We start from the raw sequence: 25,424 nt of genomic DNA on the forward strand, positions 1-25,424 counted from the left end.
ATTAGTCAACTATCCTGCCCGTTAGTTGAACTAGTTGTTCGTTTTATACAGGGTATCTAGATGGCGCAATTCATTCACAAACCCATGCTCCTGTAGCAAACTTTTCACGGCTACTCTAATTTTCTCTGGGAAAGGCACTTCGATATAATTCGTCTCTTGAACATCACGAACAAAAGCAAGAACATTCTCAAGACTCGTCGAATTCACAAACGTTAGTAAACGCTCTTCCATTTGCTCGTCACTCTCAACATAATCCAAGTCCACCTTTTGATGGGTAAAATGGTCCGTTACTCGCTTTACACCAATACGATTGAAAGTTTGAACGACAATGTGTTTTTCGCGTTCTTGCATAAGTTGTTGCTTATAGGCACTAATACTTTCAAAGGGCTCAATTTGAAATCTTTCCTGAATGCGATTGAAAATCAACTCAACTGTTGGTTCTAGATCACCCTCTAGTTCAACATCTTCTTCTGACATTAATCCAAATATGCTCTTGGTGGTAATAAGCAATCGGAGAAAATCAATAAAGTTATGTGCAATAAGAGTGGAATGTTTATCTAGACCTATCGCTTCATGCTGAATTATCGGTGCATTTGAAAGGTCATCCACTGTACTAAACTCCGTAAGAAAGCCAAAGGTGCATTCCGAAATGACCGTTGAACCCAGCAAAACCATATCTATGGGCATACTTTCCCACTCATAATCGGCATTGTCATCTTCTGGCCAATAATCGAAGCCGATCCCGATCGTTTCCCAAAAATCTATACCGAGTTCCGCTCTCAGTTCTTCTTCTAATTGTTCTAACATGTTAAGCTCTTTGAAGCTTGAATAAACATTTTGCTTGTTAAGTGGCTTCATAGATATACCGCCTCCTTCGGTTGCTGTCTGTCTCGAGCTATTGTCTCTCGTTAGATGAACAGCATAATTGAGCATACGATGATAAAAATAGCTCCACCAATACGGTGAAGTAAATGAACTAGAGAGGATGGTTCCTCAGTTGAAAAACAAACTTCCCTTCCCTCAGTCTAAACATAAACTGTCCAATAGACCATATTTTATAGGGGAATGCAACATTGAGTAGTCCAATTATGATGCAAATCAACTCGGCTATCATAGTGACCTTTTATCTTTCTTTGTAAGTCAGCATATTTCTACATCGTCTTCACGTTATCCTGCCCGATAGCTCAACGACAGAAGGAGCAGCTGCCATGATGGCAAATTGCTCCTGCACTATGAATGCTGCCTTGGTGCGGTTCTTGTTAATTGTTTTTTATGTAATCCCTGTTTTCAAACAAATCTTGAATTTGGGTACTCAATTCCTCATTGTGGATGTAATAATGCCCGCCCTGCGAATTAGGAGTAAATCCGAGCTTAATCTCGCGACCTTCCCGCAAAGATACCGTGTACAGAAAGCCGCTCCTGTCTTCTTGGTTAGGATCAGGCTCGAATTTCATGTCTTTCACTTGATCGAGCCACGCTTGAATCTGTTTTTTGTTAGTGAACAATTTCCGTTCACCTGAGCTGCCGTCCGTAATCTCAATAGAATCTACATTAGCAATATCCCCTGGGTAAAGTTCTTGCAATTTCTTTGTAGTCAGATTCTCAGTCTGAGGTTTGCTGCAAGCTATGATCGCAAGCACTATGAGTAGCAACAGTAAAATGCACCATAATTTCCTCATGTTCCACCCCTTGTTTTTGTACATAGACGTACTCAGGGCAACTTAGGTTGCTCTCAACATAACTGCCCGTTAGCTTAATGAAATTGCATGGGAACATAGTAAGATATTTATCTAATCGGGAATCGGCTCATGTTCTTGTCCATTACGGCAATCGGTACAAGTTCTTGTCCTCGACTCGGGACAAGAGCTTGTACCGATAAAACAAAAAAGCCGCTAAAATAGCGACTCTCAATGGGAACAAGATCTTGTCCCGCGACATTTGACCATTTACTTCAACCATTACTCCATATGGAGTAATTTTTTCTAACTCACTCCAGCAGTTGGCCTCCCAAGAACTATTGAATACTGCTGGGCAGTTGTCCCGCAACGAGAACTGGCATTCGACGAGACGCTCAGACAATGTCTGGTCGTCGCAGCCCCGTCCACCGACAAGGTGGACGGGACTTTTTCTTTGTCCAGACGTAAGTACCACTCACCCTCTACGATTGTGATCTAAAGCATCTCCGTTTCTGCAAGCGAAAGTTCCGTCAGAAGCGCGTTCGCTGCCAGCATCGACACTTAGTAAACTTTAAAAAGTCTCATCTATGTCGAACCCTTTACTTCTATAAACTTAGGCCTTTTTTCTGAACCTCATATATTCATCCGTTTTCATCGATATGAATGCGTGTCGATTATAATCCAATTATTATTCGCATCATTCCTTATTCTATCGTATTTTTGTTATATTAAAACGTAAACAATTGTACCAATTATAGATAAGGCCATCATCGATAGTGAAATAATATGTTTTTGTGAACTTCGAATATATTTCCATTGAAAGATAGATCGAACACCGAACACTAGAGTAAGTAATATGCCAATCCAAACATATTGATAAGGAGGTTCTTTAACAAAAATAACTGACAAAATTATGGCAATTCCCCCAATCACGACGAACCACCTATATGGGATAACACCATCCGTGTCTGATATCTTCTCATCTGTTTTGCTGATACCTTTATCCAGAACAAATTGAATCACAGCTGCGATAAATAATACAATAGCAAAATTCATTAGCATCTCCTTCTTTTTCTATTTGTAGTGTATTATTTTGTTTCAAACTAGATGTTTCTTTTATGGATATCTAAAACTAAAGAGTAAATTCGGAGAATCAAGCCTATTAACAATCCTAATCCTAGAATCAATCCTAATGCCCCCAAGGATATTAAGATGTAAGAAATTACACAACCTAATATTGTGGATGCTAAAAGTTTCATCATCTGGTCTCCTTTGTATTGGTTAGTTAACTATTGATCAGCTAGAGAAAAAACACTTCCTAAGTATAACAATACCTATCTAGATGAAATAGTTATGGGTCCTTCTGAGGGGTGAGATCGAGTGCGGGGTGAAATCATATCGGGAATGTAACCAAGTTCTTGTCATCAGTCGAAAATGTTATCAAGTTCTTGTCATTGTATTTTGACAACAACCTGATAACCATAAATATATGAAGCCGCATAATTGGTATTATCCCCTTTTAGTAGACAAGAGAAAAAAGACATCTGTTAAGATGGACTTAATCTTGCCTAACGAAGGGGATTTTTTCATGGCTAAAAAAGGACAAACTTACCAACGGTACTCCTTGGAATTAAAATTGGAGGCGGCCCGGCTGGTCAACGAATAACATATGAGTATTCGTGAAGTAGCAAAACGTTTAGGTATTCAAAATAAATCTCAAGTACAAGTATGGGCGGCGAAAATGAAACGTGGAATGAGCCTAGAACCTGCCACATCCAAACGGGGACGCCCCAGAACGAAGTTTTCCAGTATGGAAGAAGAGATGGCATACTTGCGAGCGGAGATTGAATATTTAAAAAAGCAGTATCCAAATCTACACAAGGAGTGACGAGTAAAGCTGCTAGATTTCAGATCATAGAGGACTTGCGAGTACGCCATCGTCTTGTTTGGCTCTTGAAGTTAACCGCGGTTTCCCGTTCAGGCTATTACAAGTGGAGAAAGAGCTTGCAAGCGGCAAAAGAACGTAGACAAAAGCAGCATGAATTGGAATCGCATCTGCTTGCCATCCATCGCATGCATCCCTACTTTGGTTATCTTCGAATGACGGTAGCTTTACGGAGGGAAGGCATTAGGGTCAACCACAAAAAGGTGTATCGATTAATGAAACAATTAGAAATCTGTTCTGTCATTCGGAAGAAGCGTCGATTCTTTGGAAAACAAGCTTCCGTGGTGAATCCGAATCGGCTTCAGCGCCAGTTTAAGGCGGATACGCCACGAACTAAACTGGTCACAGATATTACCTATATTCGTGCTGGAGAACAATTTGTGTACCTGTCTGTGATTCAGGATTTATACAATAACGAGATTGTAGCTTGGCATTTATCGGAACGAAATGACCTCGCTTTGGTTCATGAAACGCTGGATAGACTCCGTCAGCACGTGGATGTGAGTGGCGTAATCCTACACTCGGATCAAGGATTTCAATACACGTCAAAACCATTTAACCGTAAACTGAAACAACTCGGCATGCTAGGCAGTCACTCTAGGCGAGGAAATTGCCTGGACAATGCCTGTATCGAGTCTTTCTTCTCTCATTTAAAAACCGAGAAAATATACTTGAATGAAGCAGCGAACAAAGCTGAGGTTGAACAGCAAGTGAGTGAATACATTCTGTTCTATAACCAGAACCGATTCCAGAAAAAATTAAACGACCGTTTACCGGGAAACGGCCGCAGCTTAAATCTTGTCTTTTTTGTACTGTCTACTTGACAGGGTTATGACCAAATCAGCGGCTTCAATGTTACTATGTTTTTGTCACCCGACTTGTGTTTTATCCCTATTCTGTTGCTTGGTTTTACTTCACAATGGGTTGGACTAAATGCAGTTATCGTATGTATTCCAAAAGCTACTCTGAGAGTTCTGATCTAAGTTTCCAACGCAGATGAAATTACCTCGTCAATATAGTTTCTTGAGTATTGAATTAACACGCAGTCTCTCAACTTCTTTTGAAATTTCCATTTGCAATTCCGTAATTAACATCAGTTTTTTACTTTCTTGTGATTCAGGATTTTGCTCAAGCTTTTTGAGCATCTTTGGCACTTCCCATACCGAACGCAAGGCAAATGCAGCTAGGAATCCGAAACGAGGCAGGTCTTCGTCTCCATCCCACCCAGTCTTCCTCATCCCTTTCAAATAAGAAGTAATAAATAATTCAAGGTACATCTTGAAATGTTCAATCGGTACCTGGCCCCGACTAACACTTAGACCTAAGAACCGACCTAAATCCTCACCGATTCCTGAAATACTTGTGAATTGCCAATCAATTAAGGTTAGTTTCCTCTCTTGTTGTTGAACAGAATTTAACATGATATTCATCTCATAAAAGTCTTGGTGAGCAAGTGTTTTGGGAAGTAGATCGATTCCATATAGCCAATCATTGATCCATTTTTCAAGTTGAGTGAATTGGTCCATTATAGCCGCCACTCTTTGATCAGATAACAAAATGCGTTTAGAGTGAATATCAGGCTGATATTGATATGCATAACACTCATTTAACCATGAACGCATCCATTGCTGATTTACCCAGTGGAATTCCGGTAGCGGCTTTCCAAGTAGGTAAGCAGCTTGAAACTCCCCAAGCTTTTCTGTTACGAAACCATAATCATCCCACTCCCATTGCCGCTGGTCTTGCTCTATATCCTCAATCCATAGCCAAACGGATCTATTGTCTTTTTCATCAATAGCAAAACACTTAGGAGTCAATATATTTTGGGGTAAATTATCAAGCAATCCAGAACTGTATGCCAAGATCTCTCGCCGCCAATAATTATAATGAGCTGGGTCCTCACGCAAGGGATCGGGATTGATTACTTTCAGAATAAATGACCAAGATTGTTGCGCCCCACTATCTATTTCGGTTGTCCCAGATATCCGGTAGACCCCACCTGTCACAAAATTCTTGTCAACTGCACCGATCGAATTGCAGGACCAGTTCGTAATGATTCCTTTTTCAGAGTGAAGATAGTTGTTTGATAAGGTACGAAGCCAATCTGTATCTATCATTTCTGAGATACGTTGTATGTCCATACGTCTCTCCTTTCCTTAACTATTGAACAAGTTATTCAGGTTCCTTTTAATATTCCACCAAACATTGTAACTAACCTGCCCGTTAGCTTAATGAAATAGCGATTGGAAAATGATTAAATATATGAATAACCGGTAATCGGAACATGTTCTTGTCCTTTTCGGCAATCGTTACAAGTTCATGTCCTCGAACCGGGACACGAACTTGGTAACGATATAACAAAAAACGCCGCTAAATTAGCGACTTTCTATGGGATCATATTTTTGTCCCCCGACAGTGTGGTAGAACCATGATGATTAGTTTTTATTCTGTCTTGCTTTAGCAACTCTCGGTAATTGTTTCTCAAAAATGGATAATACATTTGAAATCAAATGTTCGCTCGGACTTTTGTTGTCTTTTAAAAGTGCATATATAAGGTTCAAGAAAGTCTTAGCATCTTTCTCTGTTAAATTTTTGATTGATTCCATGGTGCTATCATTTGGAATTTTTTCTTCCTTCGTCTCCATAATTTATTCCTCCATCTTTAAATATCATTTATTTCTTCCGTTACAAAATATTAATGCGTTGTTTCCAAGCTAGCTCCCTTGATTGAAACCTTTCCAGTGGTTGGAAAGTTGATTTATTGTTTCCCGTTAGTTTAATCACCTATTGTTAGCTGCTCTTCGTAGCCCTTCTTCATAGAACGCTTTATTTGCTTCGACCCAAGCAATTTTTAATGCCTCTTCTGGTTTGAACAGCCCTCTTCCGTTTGTTTCATAAGTATTTTGAAAATCATCAAGCCTTATGATTCTTGCAGAATAGAAGACCATATAGCTCTCTGGATATGGATATTTATATTTCTCTGGCTTGTTATATAGTCTTATCAATTCATATCCGAGAACGTGAGGAGATTCAATCAAAGCACCTGTCTCTTCATAAAGTTCCCTTTTCATTGCCTCCATAGGCGTTTCCCCAGGTTCAATATGCCCTCCAGGTATATCCCATCCTCTTTCATTCAAATTAGTTAATAACAATGCTTCTTCTTGAAATGCAAGTACAAACGAGCACGTTATTAATTCTTGACGAGGAATAACTTCAGACAATACTAATTGTGTTTCGTTAGGCAACGGGAGCCCTCTAACGTTTTTTTCTTCTCTGATAATTTTCATTTCAAAATTTCACCTCTTCAATACATTGGAATTTAAAGCAATACTTTAGAGTCACAAAATTTCCAAAAAACTGCCCGTTAGATTAATCAAGGCAGCTGATCAATCTGACCGACTGCCTTCGTGTCTTTGTTAAACTAACATTTTGCAATAAGCTTAATTGATTAGAGTCTTTTGGCGTTATTGAATCTATATATCCCATATCCTGTGAAGTCGGAAGCTAATATTGCCTCCTTAAGCGGATATAAATTTGATGTGATTCTTAATTCAATTCCTTTTTGGAGTAATCTCTCCAACAAATTCTCATATTTTTCAACTGATTTGGGTTTTACTACTTGGCGAGAAATGTAGTAGCCAGCTGTTTTATCAAAAAGCTCATAACCCTCATCGTCAAAACGATATCGAAATATGATCTGCTTTGATATCCTCGTATACCAGTCACTTTCTTCTGTAACTATGGTATTGGCGATTGAATTATTAAAGAAGAGTTGTAAATGTTCGTCCGTTGTCGCCTCATCTTTCCTACACACAATTCGGGGACAATCCCTAGGGAAATAGTACCTATACTCGTGCTCTTCATCAAGTGCTCAAACTACCGCAGGAAAATCCGGACGATTTTGCTTCTCTTTTGGTACAAATATATTGATACTATCGTCTTCACTGAAGTGAAAAAGCATGTGCGCCCCCTCATACCATTTATTGTTATATTCCATAAAAATATTGAATTATCCTGCCCGTTAGCTTAATGATATTGCATTGAACATAGTTAGATACTTAACTAATCGGTAATCGGTTCATGTTCTTGTCCTTTTTACGGCAATCGGTACAAGTTCTTGTCCTCGACTCGGGACAAGAACTTGTACCGATAAAACAAAAAAGCCGCTATTTTAGCGACTTTCATTGGGAATATGTTCTTGTCCCCCGACATTCCAATCTGACTCAAACCGCCCCTCGTCGCTCATACGGCACTTCGTCAGTTTAACCATTTCCGTAAAATATGTATCCACGCGGCTGCTCATTTGATTCGTAATTTGTCGGCTCATTTCATTGTGTTGTCCTGAATCGTCAGCGTGGTCATGCGATACCAGTAAAATCCCACCCCTGTCAGTAGTATGCATAGAATGACAAACATAACGATAATCTTTTTGCTTATCGAAAAGGATCTCATGGTTCCACCCACTTGTCGGTTGTTCACAACCTCATTGTATTGGCTTCCCTGCCGGTTAGCAATAACTCTCGTGAACCATTTATTCGTTTTAGATTGTAGGGCTCCTATCGCGTTCTAAAATATTAAACATTTATTTGTCTATCGCATTACCGATCTTGCATGCATAAGCTAAGTATTATTAATAGAGGAGGTGAAGACGCTATGTCTAAGTTTCTTAGCTATCTCGGCGGAGTCATTGGTGGTTTCGGCCTAATTTACGTCCCAGTTTCGGAATTACTGTCAAGCCTGGAACCTGTACTTGACACAGTAGGCATCATATCTGTGATTGTGTTCTCCATCGCCTTAATCGTCAATGGTGTGCGTTCCTTGATAAGCAAAGCGTAACGGATTATCTCGCTACTAAGATAGAGATATATTGACATTTGGGAATAGGGTGCCCAGAGAATCTATGAAAACAGGGAGCAGCCTGCCGCGCGGCGTTCTGCTCCCTAGTTATTGCACTATCGTTTCCCGATAGCTTATATATCGTGCATCACAACTTATGTCCATTACAGCAACATGACAGAATATTGTAAGTTCCACATAATTGGTAAATTACACCTATTGGGAGGGCTATTAGATGTACCAATTGTTCATATCAATCAATCGGTTAAGATTCATAATCATAGTCTCCTTTATACAATAATTAGGCTTCCAATTGCCTCATTAAAATCTTTAATTGGTGCAATGACTGACTATTGTATGGATGACCTTGATGATGCTGACAATGCGCCTTTATTATAGTACAATCTCTACATCCAATTTTGTAGGTGATTGATAATGCTAGTGCTTGAGCTGAAAGTGCCCCCATTCCTCCTGCTAGCCACGGTCGGCCATACCTTATGGCCGCCGGGAATTGTCCATGCAAGGCGTCAATTTGATGTTTTTGACATTATTATTTGCGTCAGTGGCACACTCTATATGGAGGAAAACGGCATTCAATATGAAATCAAAAAAGGCATGGTATTGGTGCTTGAGCCTGGAAAAATGCATCGCGGCTATCGCCAAACTGATACAAATACGGAAGTGTATTGGATTCATTTTGAATATCCGCTATTGTCGAAGCCTGTGCTAGTCGATAAAAACAATTGGCAGCAGCCTCTGCTGAACAGGACGGACCAGGATACCGAGGCTCCTCCAGGCATGGTGTACATCCCCAAATTTACCGGGATAGATTTGCGTACGGTCGTCCCCCTTCTGAAGGAAATGATAAAAGTGCCAGCATCCTTTCAGCATACCGCTCCTACGAGCTGCAAATTTTATTTGGCCGATTCCTCATTGAAATTCAAAGCAGCATGAAAAAAAGCAGCCCACAGGCCCGATCCCTTTTACTTGGGGAGAAAGTTGCCTCCTATTTGGCAGATTGCTTAGAAGATCCTTTTGATTCCGTACAGATGGAGAACGACCTGCATTACCACTTCGATTATTTGGCGCGCTGTCTGAAACAGTATTCGGGAATGAGTCCTCTGCAATACAGGCATCGTCTCCAGATCGAACGTGCTAAACAGCTACTAGCGAATTCAGAAATACCTTTAATCCAAGTCGGTGAACAATGCGGATTCCGTGACAACAATTATTTTACGCGCCTATTCAAACGCCAAACTTCGTTTACACCTGGAGAGTACCGGAAGCGGTATCAGGTATTTCGAGTGGATTAACACAAGAATAAACGTCCTCCCAATTGAAAAAGCGCTGCTACCATTCAATGGTCAAGCGCTTTTTTAAGCTGTGTGCTTCGTTAATAATGATCAAGTTATTTTCTAATCAGCCAGTTTGCTGGAATACTTTGGAGTTCCACCGGATGACGATATCGTTTTCCGATTTCTTTAAAACGTTCTAACACATTCGCATCAAACAAGCCGCGCTGATCTGGAGCTCCATTTAATAAAAATGACACGTTATGGTTGTTCGCATCCTGTACTTTATCCAATACCCAATCAGTGGTTTTGAGTTCCATTTTCGTATCCGAAGCTCTCCAAAACCACGTTTCAGTTAAGATATTGCAGCTCGCACCAGGACCTACAAAGGATTCTTCAATTTCTTGCCCAGCAGCATTTTCATAAAAAACGATATCTGTATGATCCAAAGTCGATTCACAGCTAATATTCATCAATAAGCACTGAGGCTGCAAACTTTTCACGAGTTCATTAATTTCTTCAAACGGAAGGTCCTCATAATTAGGGCCTCCCCAATGGGCGTTCCATCCGTCAATGATCAAAAACGGAAGTTCGCCATAGTTTGTCAGCAATTCTTCGATTTGATTTTTAATGAACCGCTTATCTTCCGCTGTGCATTTTTTTCGACCGATTTGATGATGCAAGTCTAGCATAGAGAAATAAAGACCCGCATTAATACCTTCCTCCCTAAATGCATCAAGATATTCTTTGACGACATCTCTTTTGTCGGTTGCATTACGGATGCAATGCTCCGTATATCGGGTAGGCCACAAGCTGAATCCTTCATGATGCTTTGCTGTCAGTGCAGCGAATTTCATCCCCGCGGATCTAGCCGCTTTCGCCCATTGCGCACAGTCCAACTGCTCAGGATTCCAGAGTTTTGGATCAAATGGGAATCTGCGAGGTTCATCATGATTCTCATGCCCGTATTCCCAATCCTTAATTTCCGTTTCAGCAAACTGAAATGTAGCACTATTAAAGTGAATAAACATCCCAAGTCTCTGATTCACAAACCATAGTTGTCGTTGTACCAAATCATGATTATCCAAATGATAACCTCCTCTAATTGTCCGGTGAATACTCACCATCATATGATATCTACCACTATAATGGATTATCATCCTTGATACATCAATCAAAAACGACATTTTACCATACAATTTCTACTTTTCTTTAGGATTTTAACGATTTATTTATTCTCGCGGCGAGGTAACGAACCCACTGAAACTCAGCAGTAATCAGATGCTTATCTAATCGAAAATCGGCCTATTATTTTGTCCTTTAAGGCAATCGGTACAAGTTCTTATACTTGGCACTGGACAAGAACTTGTACCGATACAACAAAAAAAGCCGCTAAAATAGCGACTTTCAATGGGACTATGTTTTTGTCGCCCAACATTCTCTGGGTTTAAGAAGGATAATTAATTTGTCTGTTTGGATATCGTCCCGAAATATTCCACAACTACCTCACGGAATTCGAGAGCAGCCCGCGAAATGTACCGACTCCTATGCCATAACAAAGCGATCTCCCGTACCAATTCATGATTCTCTACTTTGAGATATTTGATATGTTCCCCAGAATACCTTGCCGTACTTGGTATAAAGGCTATGCCAATTCCCGCTTCTACTAGAGAACTTAGCCTTGCAGGTTCGTCACCCTCATACACATATGTAGGTACAAATCCAACCGATTTGCATATAGAATCCACCAGATCACGAGTACCGTAGCCTCTTTTTACACCAACAAAACATTCATCCCTTAGCTCAGTCAAAGATATGCTGTTTCGGTTAGCAAGCCGATGCCCTGTGGGAACAGCTACAAGAATCGGGTCGATGAACATGATTTGACATTCAATGTCTTCCCCTTTTATAGGAGGTGAGGACAAGCAAAAATCAACCTCTCCTCTATGAAGAAGCGTAACCATTTCCTGCGTGGTGAGCATTTGCACATGAAATTGGATATCGGGACGCTTGTTCCGAAACTCTCGAAGGATCTGAGGCAATGTGCTTGCGGTGGTCACCGCCAATTCGAGTGTGCCATGTTCTTGGCTGGACACATCGCTAATCTCCTGCTTCCCCTGTTCCAATTCAAACAACGCCCTTTCAGCACGGCGATAGAATCTGCTTCCAAACTCATTCAATCGCAGTTTCCTCCCTATTCGATCGAATAACGGGACCCCCAAATCCTCCTCCAAGCGCCCAATCGTTTTGCTTAGTGACGATTGAGTGACATGCAGACTTCGTGCTGCTTCAGTCATATGTTCCAAACGAGCTACCTCGAGAAAATATTTCAGTTGAAGAAGTTCCATTTCACACTCTCCTTTCATTCCCTTGAGTCAATGAAATCATAACATAAAATGCATTGGAATAAATAAATGATTTCAAGTACGATGATGACACTAACATACAGATCGGAGGGATAAAAATGAGTATTCGCAATAGGTGGTTGATGATCTCCGTTGGACTAGGGATTCTATTGAACCCATTGAATTCTTCAATGGTTTCAGTTGCTATTCCAAGGCTACAAAATGTGTTCCATCTCGACTTTACAGTGGTATCCTGGATTATTTTTTCGTTCTACATTGCGAGTGCTATCGCTCAACCGATCATGGGAAAAGCCAGCGATTTATTCGGTCGGAGGAGGATATTTCTTAGCGGACTTGTTGTATCCTTCGTTGCATCATTATTAGCTCCACTATCGCTAAACTTTGGTTGGCTCATCGTGTTCCGCATTGTACAATCCATCGGAACAAGCATGATGGTTGCAGTTGGAATGGCCATTGTGCGAATTCATATTAGGGAGAAACAAGCAACTGCACTGTCAGTCTTGTCCATATTCCTATCCGGAGCGGCAGCGGTTGGCCCCTTCATTGGCGGGGTCATCATTCACTGGTGGAGCTGGCCTGCTATTTTTTTGGTTAATATTCCGTTCGTGGTGACAAGCTTTCTATTAGCTTGGAGGCATATTCCTAAGGATGATCCGTCTACGACATCCGTTGCTCGCAACATGTCCTTTCGCAAATGGTCTGATTTGATTGATGCGCCAGGAGTTCTGCTATTCACCGTGGGTCTGGTTGCTCTGCTCGTTGGAGTATTGTCCGCAAAATCATCTGGTCAAATTTCATTTAGTAACGTTATTGTCGGGCTGATTGGCTTCGTTGGATTGGGAGCTTTCGTGCGACATGAGTTAAAAGCGAAGGCCCCCTTTATTCCTTTACGCACATTCGCTAAATATCCTGCAATGACTTGGGTCAATGTCGAATTCATGGTCGTTAACTTGCTTTTTTACTCTCTCTTTTTCGGGCTTCCGTCCTACTTGCAAATCGTACGTCATGTCAGCGAGTTCCATACCGGGATGCTCATGCTAAGCTTAGGCTTGTGCTCGCTCGTTGCTTCTCCAATGGCAGGACGATGGATCGATAAATCAGGACATCGACCAGCATTGCTTATGTCCGGAATGCTGATGACATTTGGGTCCGTATGGATCGTGATCATGACACTGGATCAGACTTCACCGGTTATCAGTGTGTGTCTGGCTTTAGCTGCATTCGGCATTAGCAACGGGTTAAACAGTGTCGCTATGCAAGCGGCCTTATTCAAAAGTTCACCAAAAGAAATTATAGGTGTAGCATCTGGAATATTTAATACCTCAAGATACCTGGGAACCATTCTCTCTTCATTACTCATTAGCAGCGTAATGGGAGATAACTTCAGCTTCGAGGGATTTCGAGTACTTGGGATTATCCTCACGTTATTTGCATTGTCCTTGTTATTCGTTAATTTGCGTCAGAACTTGTACCGATATAACAAAAAAAGCCGCTAAATTAGCGACTTTCAATGGGTCCATATTCTTGTCCACCGACAAGAAATCTCATTAAGAACTACTGCCCTAGTTGAATAACACTGCTCGTTAATTAAGATCATTCCACCCAGCACGGTTTAGTATGTCTCTTACAAAATCGCTTTTTGCATTTGTATAACCGGAACGGTCACCTTTAAATTGTTTAACAAGCATTTGTTTCAACTGACTGTATCTTTTTGCGTCTACCGGATGATTTCTCAAGTAGTCTCGAAAAAGAATATGACGCTTATACTCAGCATTGTCAACAGTACATAAATAAAGGTGATGCCAATCTACATCTCTTGGCGGGAGAAAAGCTTCTCTTCCTGGTATCCCTAGATCTCCTTCATGAACATAGCCTAGATTTGCAAGTCTTTTAACAGCAACAAGAATATCTGATTGTGTAGGGACTACCACATCTATATCAACAATTGGCTTTGCTGCTATTCCTGGGATTGCAGTGCTTCCAACGTGCTCTATAGTGACCTTAAGATCACTTAATACTGGGAACACAAAATCCCTTAACTCTTCAAATTTTTTAACCCAATTAGGATTGTACTCAACAACGATTAGCTTGGTGCCCATCAAACATCCTCCTAATCCATAATAACTACCTCTTCTATGATTATCAGAATCATTGATGGCGTTAAATCTTTACGAAAATTGAACATTGCCTGCCCGACAAACCATTCCATGCTATTTTCAACTAACCTTTCTCGTTAGTTGAATGGCAGGGCTATCAGAATATTGCCCGCTTCGCGAACCATTGATTCAAATCGACAGACCCTTGTACTCCTAACAAACGGTAGAAGTAGCGGTACACCTTGCGATTTTTAGATAAATCGGGGGGATCCAGGATTGTCGAATAACCATTAAGGAAAGAAGCTGCAGATAACTCATCCAGCACATACTCGAGTCCGACAAAATCAAATTCACGTGGGCCTATCGCATAGGCTTCAACATCGACGACCGCAGACAGCATCCCGTCTTGAATTAAGAACTGAGACGGATCCAGATCAATAAACACAGGACAGAAGTGATCCGGTACAGGCAGATTAAAAAGCTCACTGATAATAGCATCGACCTGCATCTTGATATTGCTATCATTCTTATAATCGCGCTCGACAAGCTGCCGAATGGTTTGGGACATACGAGCATGAAAGGATTCTTTTCGATCAATTTGGCCGGAGGAAAGGTTCCCGAAGTAATCGTAACGATTTAAATGCACTTGGGCCAGCCAGACACCTAACTGATGAAGAAGCGCATCAGATTGCCCGATGAATGACCGAAGTGCCTTTCCATTCATTTTCTCGACAACGAGATATTCCTTATTTTCGATAACTTCACGCGCATACACCCGAGGTGCCGGAATTCCCGAAATAGCACCGAGCATGGCAACGTTTGCTTCGAAATGTCGCATTCGTCTGGGATCGATCCCGAATAGATCGAGACACCCCCACCAAAACTCACGTGTCGGTGCCTCGGTCCATCTGGACGAACGCACGACACGCTCCTCCCGAGCTGTTTTGACCAACCACACATCGCTGGCATGCCCGGAATAACCAGGATCAAGATATGTGATCCGTTCGATCGGTTCGCGAAAGAGTTGCTGGAGTTTAGACTCGATAGCCATGGATGGAACTCTCCTCGTTAAAATGTTATTGTACCTTCATTCTTTGTACCCACTTATATTCAATTAATATATTCTACAAATTTCCATTTTAACCTGCCCGTTAGTTAAACAAAAGCAGCCGATCCACGTGGATCGGCTACCTTCTTGTTCTTATTGAGCTATCGTGTCCCGTTAGCGAAATAGTTAAGCTTTTTCAAAGCTCCAGCCTTTATAGGCTCCATACTTTTTACCGAACATACTCATGAGATGCGTCTGATAATCAATAAGAGCTAAGGCTTGTGTTTTGGTAGCTATAAACGTAAACTGATCATCCGTAATAGATAAGCGCCGAATCGCGAATGACGTTAATGAGATTTCTCTTTCAAACTTATCGGCGTTTTCGGACGGAATCTCAAAATGATGCAATATATGACAGGTATTAACTCGCCTTAGATTTATTCCAGAATCAGAAACCTTTTTGTTATCAAGTGTCCACCGAAGTTTTTTTTCTTCGTCCGTTTCAATGATACCGGCGAGTCCCTCATCGAAAATGCTGTCAATTTCGTAGCGGTTATAATCCAGGATCCATTTTCGGTGTAGATGGTAGAGTGGCAGAAGAGCGCTTTTGTCGGAACTGAAAACATCACAGCCCCGATCGTCATACATGTGAAACAAAATGTCATTTGATTTGTTGTATAGGTAAATCCGCCCACCGGATGTCGGTTTACGCTTGAAGTCGACATTTTCAATGGATTCAAGTACATAAGGCATACGTAATTCTTTAGCTTTAACTTCAACAATCCATTCTCTTGTGTAAAGCTCGTCATCCGATTCATCGAACTCATATGGCAAAGTGCGCGATTGCATTAGCCTTAATCGCGTTGTGAAAAAGCGCTTTAAGTGGATCTTTTGAACTCGTTTTTCACTCTTACTATGGCTAGTGCGATGAATAAAAATCACATCGTCTTCAGAACCAAAAATTGAACGATAAATGGCTAGTGCACGACGAAGACTCTCCCATCGATATGCTTCATCCATCAAGCTGTCGAGTCCTAGTTCAAAACGAATGTAAGGACCATGCGCTTTCATTTCTTTTATAATATTCACCACGTATATCCCTTCGTTTTAAAGTCTTACTAAGTAGCTGCCTACATGTCTTGATTGAGCTATCGTTTCCCGTTATTCAGCGCTATCCATTTATTTGAATATTATAGAAAATCGTCGATCAACGAAAATCCATTGATGAGCCGCATCCTACTATCATTCAGAAAATCGCGAGTCCAATTATCCGGCTGACGTAAATTCCAGCACAGTCCCCACTCTTCATGATCGGCCCTACGAATTGAATATTCATTTGATAAATCAAAAAAATTTATGTCTTCAGACCAATTAACTAGTTGCACACGTTATCCCCCTAATAAATGAGTTCATGATTTGCAGTGATTGTAAATTAAGTAGAGTTCTCACAATTAAAATAATAACAGAACGTTAAATGTGGTTTCTTGTACAAATTAATTATATTTAAACTAATCTGCTCGTTAGCTTAATGAAATTGGAAAAACAGTTAAGTATTTATCTAATCGGTAATCGGACTATGTTCTTGTCCTTGGCTCGGGACAAGAACTTGTACCGATAGAACAAAAAAGCCGCTAAATTAGCGACTTTCAATGGGATCATGTTCTTGTCCCCCGACATCCGCCCTCATAATTGTCGGACAATATTCCACTGCACCTTTAGCGTTGATTTCGTGACGGGAAGATCCCCGGCCACGCCTGAATTCATTTTTCCAATGAATAAATTAAGTTGTTGATAACTCTACCATCCTGCTGTCCCACCTACAAGATCATATAGAGAAGTTCTATCCTCGCTTCTTGATTCCCTATTAGAGCCCTTAATCCACGGTGATTATGGCAGCGCAAAAACCACGATCCACGGATTCGAATCGTGGCGGCTCATTTCAAGATCACGTTTCTGGGGACCAATGCGTCAGACAACCTGCCCCTGCCGCTCTGCCGGTGCAGCCGAATATCGGGCCAGCTCTGCCTGCAGCTCGTTCAGCGCGTCATCCAAGCGCTCTCTGAGCTGCTCCGTTATGTCGTAACCGCCGAGTTCTAGTCGGGTGACCCACTGATCTACGGCAAACACCCCGCTGAGAATGTTGGTCCCTCCGAGTGCGGATACCACCGGCTTCAGGGCATAATCCACGGCAAGCAAATGCGCGATCGTGCCTCCGATAAAGAGCGGGAGCACAACCTTACCCTGCAGGCCTTTTTGGGGAAGGAGATCCAGAATCGTCTTCAACGCACCCGAGTAGGAAGCTTTATACACCGGGCTTGCAATGATTACGGCAGCTGCTCCTTCAACGGCTGTGATAGCCTGCTTGATGGCCGGACTGTTAAATTCGGCCCGCAGCAAATCCTCAGCCGGGAGATCCGCTGCCGAGACGAATTCGATCTCATAGCCGGCAATGACCAGGCGGTCCTCTAAGTATTGCGTCAGTCCGAACAAACGGGACCCTTGAGTCGGGCTTCCTGCTATAAATGCAATTTTTGTCATGGTCTTCCTCCTTATTCGTAAACGTCATATACGGCTAAACGTACCCATATTCGCGTCCCATGCACCAGGACATCCTCATCCAGATCGAATCGGGGCTGATGTATCGCATGCACGAATCCCCGATCCGGATTCCCGCAGCCGATGAATCCAAAGGCACCAGGGACCTGATCCAGGTACCAACCGAAATCCTCGCTCGCCAAGCTTGGTGGATGGAGCCCCTGCACTTGCTCCTGCTCCTCACCCAGCACCTTCCCTGCGGCTTGCGTCATACGACGCAGCGCGGCTCCGTCATTGACTACGGCCATCCCTTCTCTCAGCTCCAGCTTATAGCTGCCGCCTGCTTGGTCTGCAATGGATGCGGCCAGACGCCTTAGGCCTTCCGTAATCGTCGCCACGATGTCATTCCTAAACGCCCGGAAGGTTCCCGTGAGCTCGCTGTGCGCAGTGATGACATTGATTGGCGCTATCTGCATGAAGCGTGCCGAATGCCAGCACCGCCGCTTCAGACGGATCCACCCGGTTGGCCATCAGGGCATTGACCTCCGTAACGTAGCGTGCCGCCATTTGGAGTGCGTCAAAGGCCAGGTGCGGGGAACTGTGATGTCCCGGCGTTCCATAGAAATTTACTCTAAAATGGCTTGACGCCGCCATGGCGTAACGGGTATGGACCCCGAACGAACCGACGGGCAGCTCAGGCATCATATGGAGGGCATAACATTGATCCGCATGCTCCAGCACGCCATCCTCGATCATATCGCGTCCGCAGGCATGCATCACTCCCTCATGCCGAGAGCGGTAAGGCACGTCGTTCTCCTCCCGGATCGGAAGGGCATCCCGGCTCGCAGCAGAAGGGTCGGGTCGCTCCCTGCCGTTCCGTGAAGCGTGCCGACCACCCCCATCCCGAAATGTCTGCCCACATTCCGCCTGACCTCAATCCCCCAAGACTCCAAGAGATCTGCATCCAGCTTCGAGGTGAGGAAGACATCGTGCAATAACTCGGGATACTGATGAAGGTCCCTCCGTATCCTGGAGAGGTCTTCCCGAAGCTCCCCCGCAAAAACCATCATTACTTCATGCTCTACAGCAGCCTTCATTCGCGTCATCTCTTAGGAACGGACAGCGACTGTCTGAGCCTTGCTGTACCGGTTCTCGGGCACGGGCAAGCCCAAATTGCCGCGCAGCGTGTCGCTCTCGTACTCGGTTCTGTAGATGCCTCTCTCCTGCAGAACCGGCACGACATGATCCACAAAATCCTCCAGCCCGTTCGGCACCGCTGCGGCAATCATGAAGCCGTCGGCTGCCCCGGCTTCGAACCAAGCCTGGATCTTGTCTGCCACCTGCTCCGGCGTGCCGATAAACCCGCCGCGCGGCGTGGCCGACTGCAGCGCCACTTGCCGAAGAGTAAGCCCCTTCTCCTTGGCATCCCTTTTGATTTTGTCGGTACTGCTCTGGAAGCTGTTCTTGCCCAGATCGCCCAGTTCAGGGAACGGCTCATCCAGCGGATACTGGGAGAAATCGTGATGCTCGAAGAATCGGCCGAGATAATCCAGGGCATTCTCGATGGTCACCAGGCTGGCCACCTCCTCATATTTGCGCTCGGCCTCCTCCGGCGTGCTGCCGATGATCGGGCTGATGCCGGGAAAGATCAGCACATCATCCGGATTCCGGCCGAATCCCGCCGCCCGCGCCTTCACGTCCTGATAAAAGGCTGCCGCATCCTCCACAAACTCATGTCCGGTGAATACCGCGTCGGCTTCCTTGGAGGCATAGTTCTTGCCGACCTCGGACGCTCCCGCTTGAAAAATGACCGGCTGCCCCTGCTTGGAACGGGCGATGTTCAGCGGCCCCTTCACGGAGAAGAACTCGCCTTCGTGATTCAGCGCGTGCATTTTCTCCGGATCGAAGAATTCGCCCGTCTCCTTGTTCCGCACGAAGGCATCGTCCTCCCATGAATCCCACAGACCCCGGGCAACCTCCAAATACTCCGTTGCGATCCTGTATCGCTTATCGTGCTCCGGATGCTCCTTCTTGCCGTAATTCAAGGCAGAACCCTCCAGCGGAGAGGTAACGATATTCCAGCCTGCGCGTCCGTCGCTGATCTTGTCAAGCGACGCGAACTGCCGGGCCACGGTGAACGGCTCGCTGTACGAGGTGGACAACGTACCGACAAGACCGATGTTTTTGCTGACGGCGGCCAGAGCGCTCAGAATGGTGATCGGCTCAAAGCGGTTCAGAAAATGCGGTATCGATTTTTCGTTGATATACAAGCCGTCCGCGATGAAGATCAGGTCGAACTTGCCCTCTTCGGCTTTCTGAACCCACTGCTTATACAGATCAAAATTGACGCTTGCGTCGGGCTGCGCATCCGGATGCCGCCACATGGAGGTTCCTCCGCCCACACCGTGCAGGAGCGCCCCCAATTTCAATTGTCTTTGCTTTGCCATGTTCCATTCCTCCTTATCGATCTTAGCGCCATCGTCTCACACGGGAGCGGCAGCCAGTTTAATGCGTTCGATCTGCCCGAGATGATTCTGTACGTGACGGGTAAAACCGCTGACGATATCCGAGACGCTGACGGTCTCCCCTTTGAAATTGATGCCGGTTTTGGCAGCATCGGCCGCGCTCAAACGACGAAGCAACAAGCTGTTATAGTGCAGCAGCGCCCGGAATGCTTCCAAAATATCCGCGGCTCTGCCTTCGTTCGAATATTGGCCGCTGACCCAGGCATCCTGATTAAACGCGGGCAGCTGGGCCGTCGTTCCGGCCAGAATGTCCCGGATTCGGAACGAGGTCACGATGCTGTGATCCACCAGATGGGAGAGCACCTCCTGTACGCTCCATATGTGCGGTGCCTGCTTCCATTGGAGCTGATCCTCGCTAAGGCCGGCGACGGCGGCCAGCAGTTGATCATGCGTATTGACAAAGGCTTCAATAGGGAATTTGCTCATTCGATCTCCTCCAATACACAAACTCGATAATGACCTGCCCGATAGAAATAACAAGGAACTGCCCTTCGCATAACACTACCGTTCATGTTCAGGAACACTTCACGGTGATGCATGAAATATGAACTAGGCTTCCATTTGAACGACAGTAACAAAAGAACTCCTTATCGCGAAGTCTCCCCGCCGGCGTGGTAATGCCGGAGCGCCCGCTCCGCCAGCCTCGTGAAGAAATCGATGCTGACCGGAATCGCCCGCTCATCCAGATCAAAAGCCGGATGGTGCCACTCCTGCGTGCCCGCCGTTCCCATGAAGACAAACAACCCGGGAACCTCGCGCTGGTACACCGCAAAATCCTCCCCGGCCGGCGAAGGAACCGGTATCACCGCCTCATATCCTGCTTCGTCAGCAGCGGCATAACCGAGCTCCGCCAGCTTGCGGTCGTTATGGACCGGCGGCGGTCCTTCGATCCAGCGCACGGCAGCCGTCGCTCCGAAAGCTGCCGCCACGCCTTGGACGACTTGGCCAAATCGTTCGAGCACCTGATGCCTGACGTCGTCGTCAAAGGTGCGGATGGTCCCTTCCAGCAGCGCTTTATCCGGAATCACGTTCCACGCGGTTCCGCTATGCAGCTTCGTCACGCTGATGACGGCACTCTTCAAGGGGCTCACATTGCGGCTTACAATGGACTGGAGGGCCGTAATGATATGCGACGCGGTCACGATCGGGTCAAGGCCCGCTTCGGGTACGGCCGCATGGGACCCCTTCCCCGCCACTTCAACCACGAAGCCGTCGGCGGCGGCCATCAGCGGACCTTCCTTAATGCCAATAGTCCCGACAGGCAGGTCCGGCTTGTTATGCATGCCGAAGATCGCCTGCACGCCTTCGAGCGCCCCGCTGTCGATCACCTGCTTTGCGCCCTTGGCCTTCTCTTCCGCCGGCTGAAAGATCAGCCGGACGGTTCCTCTTAGCTCCTGCTCCCGCTGCTTCAGCGCATACGCCGTCCCGATCAAGGCAGCCGTATGAAAATCGTGCCCGCAGGCATGCATTTTGCCGGAAATCGTCGAGGCGTACGGGAGTCCCGTCTCTTCCTGGACTGGCAGGGCGTCGATGTCCGCTCGCAGCGCTATGATCGGCCCCTCTTGAAATCCGCCGACTTCGGCGATTACGCCTGTGCCCAGCGGATACCCCGCGACCCGTATCCCGGCTTCCTCAAGCCAGCCCCGGATCAGCTGCGTCGTCTCAAACTCCTCGTTCGACAGCTCCGGGTACCGGTGGAGATGGCGCCGGATCTCAATAAACCGTTGAATGTCTATGTCTGTGGATATAACATGGCTTGGCATTCGTAAAACCTCCTAAATAGTCACAGATCTATGGCCGGATCCATTATGCCTCTGCAGGAACCTCAGCCAACGCCTCGCTCAGCAGCTCGAATGAGCGGATTCGCTTGGCAAAAGGCTGGATATTGCTGGTGACGATGATCTCGTCAACGCCCGAAGCCTGCTGAAGTCGGAGCAGCTGCTCGCGCACGACCTCCTTCGTCCCCTTAGTAATGAACGGCTCCTGTTCCTCAATCGTGTACGGCTCGCCTGCCTGGCGACCGAATTCTTCGGCCTGTTCCCTCGTCCCCAGCGTCAGCGTCCGGCCGCTGGCCAGATGAATCTTCACCAGCTTCAGCGATCCTGCCAGCTCCGCCGCTTCCTCCTCCGAATCGGCCACGATCACGGACAGGGCGACAAGAATCTCCGGTTCCCTGCCATGGGAGTAGTCAAACGTGCTCCGGTAAACGCGAATGGCCTCCAGCGCTGCGGATTCATCCCCGTTGATGAAGAGGGAGAACACATAGGGCAGACCGAGTCCGGCTGCAATTTCGGCGCTGCCTGCGCTGGCACCCAGGACGTACAGCTCAGGCGCGGTCTCCGGCAGCGGAGCGGCGCGAAGCCCGGCGAGCGGATGATCCTCCTCCAGCGTGTTATGAACAAATTGGCGAAGCTCGACGATTTTATCTGTTAACCCGTTCTCCTGCACGCCCCGCTGCAGCGCCTGCGTGCTGCGCGGCAAACCGCCCGGGGCGCGCCCGATGCCCAGATCCACGCGTCCCGGCGCGAGCGCGGCCAGCACGTTGAAATTCTCCGCTACCTTGTAGGGACTGTAATGCTGCAGCATGACGCCGCCGGACCCCACGCGGATGGTTTGGGTTTTGGCTAACAGGTACGAGATGAGCACCTCCGGCGAAGACCCCGCCACATGGTCCGAATCGTGATGCTCGGATACCCAGAAGCGCCGGAAGCCGAGCTCCTCCGACTTTTGGGCAAGCAGCACGGTGTGCGCGAACGCCTCCGCTGCCGTTTCCCCGGGATATATTGGACTTTGGTCAAGCACGCTTATCGTAATCCCCATATTGGTTGGCCTCCTAAATGCTATAGTTAAGCTCAGGCGTGATCCGCTTCAGGAACTGCTTGGTCCGTTCTTCCCGCGGATGATGGAACAGCTCGGACGGGGGCCCCTGCTCCACGATCACGCCTTCGTCCATGAACACGACGTGGTTCGCCACATCCCTCGCGAAGCCCATTTCATGCGTTACCACGATCATGGTGATCCCCTCCTTCGCGATTTTGCGAATGACCGCAAGCACCTCGCCGACAAGCTCCGGGTCGAGCGCCGACGTCGGCTCATCGAACAGGATCACCTCCGGCTCCAGGGCAAGCGCCCTGGCAATGCCCACCCGCTGCTGCTGTCCGCCCGAGAGCTGACTCGGGTAGGCATCCAGCTTATCGGCCAGACCCACCTTTTCGAGCAAGGCGATGCTCTTCAGCCTTGCCTCGGCCTTTGGCATTTTTTTGACGACGACCAGGCCTTCCATCACGTTCTCGATCGCCGTCTTATGCTTGAACAGATTGTACTGCTGAAACACCATGGCCGATCTTTGGCGTAGTTCATGAATCTCCTTCTTGGTGGCGCGCTTGCACTGGACACGGTAATCGCCGATAGCAATCTCGCCGCCATTCGGCTTCTCGAGATAATTCACGCAGCGCAGCAGCGTGGTTTTGCCGGAACCGCTCGGCCCCAGAATGACCACCACTTCCCCTTTGTTTATCGTCAGATCAATGGATTTCAGCACCGCGTTCTTGCCGTATGACTTTGAAATATCGGTCAATTGAATCATGCGACGCCCCCCCGATTGTAGAGATTGATTCGTCTCTCGAAGATCGCGGTCAGTCTTTCGATGAGAAGCGTAAGCCCCCAGAAAATAGCTGCCGCCGCCAAGTACGATTCGAAGAACTTCCAGTTGGTCGAAGCCACGATCTGCGCCTGCGCGTTAATGTCCACAACCGACACGGTAAATGCCAAGGTCGAGCCATGAAGCATGCCGATCACCGAATTGGAGAGGTTTGGCAGGCTGACTGCCAAGGCTTGGGGGAATACGATCCTCCGCAGCGCCTGCCACGTCGTCATGCCGATCGAATAGGCTGCCTCCAGCTGCCCCCGGTTGACCGCGAGCAGGCCGGAACGGATCATTTCGGACATATACGCGCCTGCCGTAATCGAGAATGATATGAACGCAAACCAGATCATCGGGATGGAGGATGACTTAAAGCCCCAGCCCATCTGGGCGGACAGCGCATCCACCAGCACCGGCAGGCCGAAATAGATCAGCAGCAGATGCGTCAGCATGGGAGTGCCCCGGATAAAAGTCACGTAGGCAGTGGCGATCTGGCTGAGCACAGGCACCTTATAGATCCGGGCAAATGCCGCAATAAGCCCGATCATAAATCCGGCCGTGACCGATACGGCGGTGATCAACAGCGTTGTCGGGATCGCGGACAGCAAGTTTACAAATGCCGTCCATATGAAGGATGGATCGATTTTCACAGCTCCGCGCCTCCTTTTTCAGGTCTTATTCCGGCGATGATACGGCGGTAGGATAATTTCTCTTGTATACGGAATCTCTTGCGCGCCGCCGACTCCGGAACCTCGTGGCGCATCAGGCGCCGCTCCGCACGCAGCAGCAGTTTCTCAAGCGTGAAGCTGATGACAAGATAGATGAAAGCCAGCGCCAGATAAGCTTCGATAAAATGCTGGGTGATATTGCCCAGGGTTTGCGCTTTTCCCGTCATCTCCATGAGCCCGAGGGTAAACGCCAAGGAAGTATCCTTCAGCAGGGCAATCACCATATTCGAAAATACCGGAACCGCGATCGCGAGCGCTTGAGGGAGGACGATCCGAAGGAAGGCTTGATGTCCCTTCATCCCCATGGCGTACGCCGCTTCTACCTGGCCTCTGTCCACCGCCGTTACCGAAGCCCGGATCATCTCCGACATGAAGGCTCCGGTATGAAGCCCGTAAGTCAGGATCACGAATACCATGACAGGCGCCCGGGACAGGTCGATATGAACCAGCTTCAGCATCTCCGGCAGACCGTAATAGAACAAGAAGAGCTGGATCAGAATCGGCGTTCCCCTGAAGAACGAAATGTACACCATGGAGAATGCGTTCAGCACCGGTATCCGGTAGAGGCGAGGAAGGGCAACCAGAAATCCGACGACGATTCCCACCAGCAGAGAGCCTGCCACGATCAGCATCGTGACGCCTAACGTCGACAAGAGCTTGGGCAGAAAGCTAAATACGTACGAGTAATCGAACGGTGCACCCATGGACCCCTTCTCCCTTCTACTAGGTTTATC

25 protein-coding genes and 1 pseudogene are annotated in these 25,424 nt (G+C 46.4%); 3 read left to right on the top strand and 23 right to left on the bottom strand.

The window, feature by feature from the left end; genetic code table 11:
- Positions 1–30: 30 nt before the first annotated feature.
- The 3 genes from MHI43_RS15745 to MHI43_RS15755 all read right to left on the bottom strand — a co-directional run bounded on the left by MHI43_RS15745 (position 31) and on the right by MHI43_RS15755 (position 2,732).
- Positions 31–858: a hypothetical protein gene (locus tag MHI43_RS15745; RefSeq protein WP_015735320.1), complete on the bottom strand. Its 828-nt coding sequence runs from the start codon at positions 856–858 to the stop codon at positions 31–33.
- A gap of 401 nt (positions 859–1,259) precedes the next feature.
- The gene (locus MHI43_RS15750) at positions 1,260–1,679 is read right to left on the bottom strand and encodes a hypothetical protein (RefSeq protein ID WP_036662941.1); all 420 of its coding nucleotides are present in this window, start codon (positions 1,677–1,679) and stop codon (positions 1,260–1,262) included.
- A 720-nt stretch (positions 1,680–2,399) separates the two neighbouring features.
- The gene (locus MHI43_RS15755) at positions 2,400–2,732 is read right to left on the bottom strand and encodes a DUF4181 domain-containing protein (RefSeq protein WP_015735322.1); all 333 of its coding nucleotides are present in this window, start codon (positions 2,730–2,732) and stop codon (positions 2,400–2,402) included.
- A gap of 532 nt (positions 2,733–3,264) precedes the next feature.
- On the opposite strand from MHI43_RS15755, the pseudogene MHI43_RS15760 reads away from it, so the two are divergent.
- Positions 3,265–4,445: pseudogene (locus MHI43_RS15760) on the top strand (IS3 family transposase).
- A 186-nt stretch (positions 4,446–4,631) separates the two neighbouring features.
- On the opposite strand, the gene MHI43_RS15765 reads toward MHI43_RS15760, so the two are convergent.
- From MHI43_RS15765 to MHI43_RS15780, 4 genes are all read right to left on the bottom strand, one after another.
- Positions 4,632–5,762: an oxidoreductase family protein gene (locus MHI43_RS15765; protein ID WP_036662938.1), complete on the bottom strand. Its 1,131-nt coding sequence runs from the start codon at positions 5,760–5,762 to the stop codon at positions 4,632–4,634.
- 294 nt (positions 5,763–6,056) lie between these two features.
- Positions 6,057–6,266: a hypothetical protein gene (locus tag MHI43_RS15770; RefSeq protein WP_036662936.1), complete on the bottom strand. Its 210-nt coding sequence runs from the start codon at positions 6,264–6,266 to the stop codon at positions 6,057–6,059.
- A gap of 135 nt (positions 6,267–6,401) precedes the next feature.
- On the bottom strand, positions 6,402–6,908 hold the full coding sequence (locus tag MHI43_RS15775) for an NUDIX domain-containing protein (protein ID WP_036662934.1): 507 nt from the start codon (positions 6,906–6,908) through the stop codon (positions 6,402–6,404).
- Between the two features lie 161 nt (positions 6,909–7,069).
- Positions 7,070–7,435 (bottom strand): DUF6886 family protein, encoded by a 366-nt coding sequence (locus MHI43_RS15780; protein ID WP_341283123.1) that lies wholly within the window; start codon positions 7,433–7,435, stop codon positions 7,070–7,072.
- A 1,457-nt stretch (positions 7,436–8,892) separates the two neighbouring features.
- Here MHI43_RS15780 and MHI43_RS15785 point away from each other — a divergent pair.
- On the top strand, positions 8,893–9,411 hold the full coding sequence (locus MHI43_RS15785) for an AraC family ligand binding domain-containing protein (protein WP_036662933.1): 519 nt from the start codon (positions 8,893–8,895) through the stop codon (positions 9,409–9,411).
- Between the two features lie 454 nt (positions 9,412–9,865).
- Here the strand turns inward: MHI43_RS15785 and MHI43_RS15790 are convergent, their stop codons facing one another.
- Both MHI43_RS15790 and MHI43_RS15795 read right to left on the bottom strand, forming a co-directional pair.
- Complete coding sequence (locus MHI43_RS15790; RefSeq protein ID WP_015735330.1) at positions 9,866–10,837, bottom strand: alpha-L-fucosidase; 972 nt, start codon at positions 10,835–10,837, stop codon at positions 9,866–9,868.
- A gap of 372 nt (positions 10,838–11,209) precedes the next feature.
- Entirely contained in the window at positions 11,210–12,097 is an 888-nt protein-coding gene (locus tag MHI43_RS15795; RefSeq protein WP_036662932.1) for a LysR family transcriptional regulator, read from the bottom strand.
- Positions 12,098–12,213: 116 nt separating this feature from the next.
- Between MHI43_RS15795 and MHI43_RS15800 the strand changes: the two genes are divergently transcribed.
- Positions 12,214–13,611 (top strand): MFS transporter, encoded by a 1,398-nt coding sequence (locus MHI43_RS15800; protein ID WP_015735332.1) that lies wholly within the window; start codon positions 12,214–12,216, stop codon positions 13,609–13,611.
- 87 nt (positions 13,612–13,698) lie between these two features.
- Here the strand turns inward: MHI43_RS15800 and MHI43_RS15805 are convergent, their stop codons facing one another.
- From MHI43_RS15805 to MHI43_RS15870, 14 genes are all read right to left on the bottom strand, one after another.
- Positions 13,699–14,214 (bottom strand): GrpB family protein, encoded by a 516-nt coding sequence (locus tag MHI43_RS15805; RefSeq protein ID WP_015735333.1) that lies wholly within the window; start codon positions 14,212–14,214, stop codon positions 13,699–13,701.
- A 154-nt stretch (positions 14,215–14,368) separates the two neighbouring features.
- Positions 14,369–15,262 (bottom strand): phosphotransferase, encoded by an 894-nt coding sequence (locus MHI43_RS15810; protein ID WP_036662931.1) that lies wholly within the window; start codon positions 15,260–15,262, stop codon positions 14,369–14,371.
- A 183-nt stretch (positions 15,263–15,445) separates the two neighbouring features.
- A complete protein-coding gene (locus MHI43_RS15815) occupies positions 15,446–16,348 on the bottom strand; it encodes a DUF3885 domain-containing protein (RefSeq protein WP_155989880.1) in 903 nt (300 codons plus the stop codon).
- An 879-nt stretch (positions 16,349–17,227) separates the two neighbouring features.
- Positions 17,228–17,797 (bottom strand): NADPH-dependent FMN reductase, encoded by a 570-nt coding sequence (gene ssuE, locus MHI43_RS15820; protein WP_036662928.1) that lies wholly within the window; start codon positions 17,795–17,797, stop codon positions 17,228–17,230.
- A gap of 11 nt (positions 17,798–17,808) precedes the next feature.
- Positions 17,809–18,270 carry a M20/M25/M40 family metallo-hydrolase gene (locus MHI43_RS15825; protein ID WP_341283124.1) on the bottom strand — a complete coding sequence of 154 codons (462 nt, stop codon included), beginning with the start codon at positions 18,268–18,270 and terminating at the stop codon, positions 17,809–17,811.
- Positions 18,203–18,601 carry a hypothetical protein gene (locus MHI43_RS15830; protein WP_235201784.1) on the bottom strand — a complete coding sequence of 133 codons (399 nt, stop codon included), beginning with the start codon at positions 18,599–18,601 and terminating at the stop codon, positions 18,203–18,205. The genes MHI43_RS15825 and MHI43_RS15830 overlap by 68 nt, the downstream gene beginning before the upstream one ends.
- Positions 18,571–18,900, bottom strand: coding sequence for a hypothetical protein (locus MHI43_RS15835; RefSeq protein ID WP_341283125.1), 330 nt, complete (start codon positions 18,898–18,900; stop codon positions 18,571–18,573). The genes MHI43_RS15830 and MHI43_RS15835 overlap by 31 nt, the downstream gene beginning before the upstream one ends.
- A gap of 3 nt (positions 18,901–18,903) precedes the next feature.
- Positions 18,904–20,241 (bottom strand): LLM class flavin-dependent oxidoreductase, encoded by a 1,338-nt coding sequence (locus MHI43_RS15840; protein WP_036662926.1) that lies wholly within the window; start codon positions 20,239–20,241, stop codon positions 18,904–18,906.
- 36 nt (positions 20,242–20,277) lie between these two features.
- Entirely contained in the window at positions 20,278–20,745 is a 468-nt protein-coding gene (locus MHI43_RS15845; RefSeq protein WP_036662924.1) for a DinB family protein, read from the bottom strand.
- A 161-nt stretch (positions 20,746–20,906) separates the two neighbouring features.
- Positions 20,907–22,082 (bottom strand): M20 peptidase aminoacylase family protein, encoded by a 1,176-nt coding sequence (locus tag MHI43_RS15850; RefSeq protein ID WP_036662923.1) that lies wholly within the window; start codon positions 22,080–22,082, stop codon positions 20,907–20,909.
- Between the two features lie 43 nt (positions 22,083–22,125).
- The gene (locus tag MHI43_RS15855) at positions 22,126–23,139 is read right to left on the bottom strand and encodes an LLM class flavin-dependent oxidoreductase (RefSeq protein WP_036662922.1); all 1,014 of its coding nucleotides are present in this window, start codon (positions 23,137–23,139) and stop codon (positions 22,126–22,128) included.
- A 13-nt stretch (positions 23,140–23,152) separates the two neighbouring features.
- Complete coding sequence (locus tag MHI43_RS15860) at positions 23,153–23,905, bottom strand: amino acid ABC transporter ATP-binding protein (protein ID WP_036662920.1); 753 nt, start codon at positions 23,903–23,905, stop codon at positions 23,153–23,155.
- The gene (locus tag MHI43_RS15865) at positions 23,902–24,612 is read right to left on the bottom strand and encodes an amino acid ABC transporter permease (RefSeq protein ID WP_036662918.1); all 711 of its coding nucleotides are present in this window, start codon (positions 24,610–24,612) and stop codon (positions 23,902–23,904) included. The genes MHI43_RS15860 and MHI43_RS15865 overlap by 4 nt, the downstream gene beginning before the upstream one ends.
- Positions 24,609–25,394 carry an amino acid ABC transporter permease gene (locus MHI43_RS15870; RefSeq protein WP_036662916.1) on the bottom strand — a complete coding sequence of 262 codons (786 nt, stop codon included), beginning with the start codon at positions 25,392–25,394 and terminating at the stop codon, positions 24,609–24,611. The genes MHI43_RS15865 and MHI43_RS15870 overlap by 4 nt, the downstream gene beginning before the upstream one ends.
- Between the last annotated feature and the right edge of the window lie 30 nt (positions 25,395–25,424).

The organism is Paenibacillus sp. FSL H8-0457 (assembly GCF_038051935.1).
In the GTDB taxonomy this organism is placed as follows: Bacteria; Bacillota; Bacilli; order Paenibacillales; family Paenibacillaceae; genus Paenibacillus_AQ; species Paenibacillus_AQ lautus_A.